We start from the raw sequence: 2401 nt of genomic DNA on the forward strand, positions 1-2401 counted from the left end.
CCCAGCGCGGCGTAGCGCCGTTGCAGGTCGGCCAGCGTTTCGAGCAGGAAGGGCAGGCGGTGCGGACCGGTACGCGCCAGGCCCAGGTAGGCATCGGGGCCCAACTGCACCGGGTCGAAGCAGTACACGGGCAGCAGGGTAGTGGCGGCCGCCGCGGCGGCGGTTAGGGCTTCGTTATCGTGCAGGCGCAGGTCGTTGCGCAGCCAGTAGAGGACAGTCATAGGAGCAAGCAGAGCAGTTTGGCTGGCTAACAACCGTACGGGCATTCCTTCCCGCGCTGTGGCCAGATTCAAACCACTGGTGCTGCCGGGCTACTGATGATGCGCAGTTTTTCGACCACTTACATTCGGTCCGACTCAAACCGGGGCCGCAATGCCAGAGGAATCTGCTCCCAGACATGGGGAGGAATACCAAGCTTTACTTTCAATGCACGGCTGCCCGGGCCCTCATACAGGTCTAAGGTGCATTCGAACAGCGTTTCCCAGTAGGCCAGGAAAAAGTTCTCGCTGTGAATAAACTCCATCCACCCTTCTACCCGGATGCTGCCCGCTGGCACGAACAGGGCAATTCCAGAATAATTCTCCACGCGGCCATCGAGATGGGTAGTGCCGTGGCCTTCAACACATGCATCTGACCAGTCGAAACGTAAGCCCGTGGGGTCAATTCCATAGTGCCGCAGGTCGCGTAGCAAGAGCTGCTCCACCATCTCGCGCAGCTGCGGTCCCATTTGCTCAGCGTGGCCCATTGCGGCGTAATCAGGCATAATGCAAAGGGCGTTAGGTAATTCAACCACTTACTAATTGCGCCGCCGACGCAAAGCCACTACCAGCCCCACGCACAGCACGGCCAGGCCCGCAATCAGGGCGTCGCGCACGAAGTGGCCCTGTTTGGCTTCGGCCACTTCGGCTTCGAGGTCGCGCTGGCGGGCGATGTTCTGCTTTTCGCGCTGGCGCAGGTTTTCGGCTTCGTTGGTGAGCTCCGATAGGCGCTGGGCGGTGAGGTTGCGGTCGTCGCGCGAGCTGGTTTCGAGGTGGGTGGTGGTGGCGGCCAGCCGGGCCGAAGTGGTAGTGGCTTTGGTGGCGGTTTCGTTGAGTACGTCCACAATCTGCTGGTCCTTGTCCACGATGCCCTGCAGGGCGTCCACCACTTCCTGCAGGTCCTTTTTGGAGGGCTTGTTCCCGAACAGGCTGTGGCGCTGGGCGCTGGCCTCGCGGTAGCGGTCGGTGAGGGTCTTGCGCTCGCTGAGCAGGGCGGGCAGGCGCGGGTCGGGCGCGGCGGCCGGATCCTGGGCGGCGGCGGTTAAGCTCAACAAAAGACCGGAGCCCAGGGTTAAAGCCCCCGACAGCAAAATCCGGTTCAGGCTAGCTACTTTGGTCGAACCGGAAAAAAAAGATGCGTGCATGAAGAAAATTCAGCTTATGAAAAAAAGCAGCATGGCCCTGCTGGGCCTGCTGGCGTTGGCCGGCTGCGAAGCCGCCCGGCCCAAAACGCCGCCCACTTACGGCGGGGCCGTATCGGAGGGGCTGCACGAGCGCGGGGCCAGCGGCGTACTGCCGTTCCTGATTCAGGAATCGAGCCAGGACGAAACCTACGGCTTTACGGCAAATAACCCGGTGCGGGTGGGCGGCGGCAAAGAAGCCGGCGTGCGCAACCAGCAGCGCTACCTCAACGCCCTGCTCGGCCCGCGCGGCGAAGCGCTTCGCTACGAGCACGAAGGCAGCTGCTGCGCCTTCAAAATCGGCGATGGCGGCGTCGATAACGAAGGCCAGCTCGATGTATATTCCGTGAGCTGGAAGGGCCGTAAAGAGCCGCTCCGGCTGTACCTGAATATGTACGAGGAAGGCCCGCTGGCTGCTCCGCGCGGCCTCACGGCGGCCCGGTAGCGGGCGGGTGGGGCGGACGCAAATACGCTTCGCGCCCGCCCCGGGCTGCGGCAATATCCCGGCGCGTGCGGTAATTTTAACCTTATTCTACCGCCCACGCTCATGCCTGCCCGCTATTTCCCACGCCTTGCGGCCCTCGCTTCCGATGCCGCCGCCACGCCCGCCGACCAGCTCCCGCGCCTGCGCAAGCTGCTCGAAGCCGTGCTGCGTGACGAATACAAGCGCCGCGGCGTGAGTTTCGGCAACCTCAGCCAAGCCATCGGCTTCGTGGCCTACGAGCACGAGCTGACGGGCCGCCTGCGTCACCAGCTTCAGGCCCTGCGCCTGAGCGCCAACCTGGTGCTGCACGAAAGCTACCCCGGTACCGTGGCCGAAGTCGCGGCCGGCTTCCAGGCGGTAGCCGAGCTGATTGAGCAACTTACCGGCGTGCTCTACGACGGCCCGGCCCTGCAGCTGCCGCCCAACGCTGGCTTGGAAGACAACGAGCAGGCCGCCTTCGAAGCCGCGCTGGCCGCCCA

At 63.8% G+C, this 2401-nt stretch carries 5 protein-coding genes; 2 read left to right on the forward strand and 3 right to left on the reverse strand.

Annotation, left to right across the window (positions count from 1 at the left end):
- The 3 genes from ACYVDE_RS20375 to ACYVDE_RS20385 form a co-directional block, all read right to left on the reverse strand.
- Nucleotides 1-221 (reverse strand): deoxyribodipyrimidine photo-lyase (locus ACYVDE_RS20375; RefSeq protein WP_460503369.1); only part of this gene is annotated, 221 nt, incomplete at its 3' end.
- 119 nt (nt 222-340) lie between these two features.
- A complete protein-coding gene (locus ACYVDE_RS20380; protein ID WP_460503370.1) occupies nt 341-763 on the reverse strand; it encodes a hypothetical protein in 423 nt (140 codons plus the stop codon).
- Between the two features lie 33 nt (nt 764-796).
- Nucleotides 797-1312, reverse strand: coding sequence for a hypothetical protein (locus tag ACYVDE_RS20385; protein ID WP_460503371.1), 516 nt, complete (start codon nt 1310-1312; stop codon nt 797-799).
- 106 nt (nt 1313-1418) lie between these two features.
- Between ACYVDE_RS20385 and ACYVDE_RS20390 the strand changes: the two genes are divergently transcribed.
- Nucleotides 1419-1883 (forward strand): hypothetical protein, encoded by a 465-nt coding sequence (locus ACYVDE_RS20390; RefSeq protein WP_460503372.1) that lies wholly within the window; start codon nt 1419-1421, stop codon nt 1881-1883.
- 102 nt (nt 1884-1985) lie between these two features.
- The coding region (locus ACYVDE_RS20395; RefSeq protein WP_460503374.1) for a hypothetical protein at nt 1986-2401 on the forward strand (416 nt) is incomplete at its 3' end.

This window comes from Hymenobacter agri, assembly GCF_054778495.1.